The sequence below is a fragment of the Vibrio sp. 10N.261.51.A4 genome (genome assembly GCF_041471945.1).
Taxonomy (GTDB): Bacteria; Pseudomonadota; Gammaproteobacteria; order Enterobacterales; family Vibrionaceae; genus Vibrio; species Vibrio crassostreae_C.
The window spans coordinates 1-240 of sequence record NZ_JBFRPJ010000174.1 but is presented as its reverse complement, the minus strand read 5'-3'; the positions used below and the strand labels follow the sequence as shown (position 1 = coordinate 240).

Below are 240 nucleotides of genomic sequence, written 5' to 3'. Positions count from 1 at the left end.
ATGGTCGCCAAGCAAATTTTAAAATTCGGAAAACTGATTTAAAAGTCTCTTCAAACTCATTCAAGGTCTGGTCTTTCTTTGAGTCCACAAAACCCCTTGGGTGTTGTATGGTTAAGCCTCACGGGCAATTAGTACAGGTTAGCTCAATGCCTCGCAGCACTTACACACCCTGCCTATCAACGTCGTAGTCTACGACAACCCTTTAGGACACTTATAGTGCCAGGGAAAACTCATCTCAAG

The 240-nt window shown here is 43.8% G+C and carries 1 rRNA gene; it reads right to left on the bottom strand.

From position 1 onward, the window contains the following. Positions 1–107: 107 nt before the first annotated feature. Positions 108–240: ribosomal RNA gene (locus AB4384_RS23585) — 23S ribosomal RNA — on the bottom strand; the annotation flags it as partial.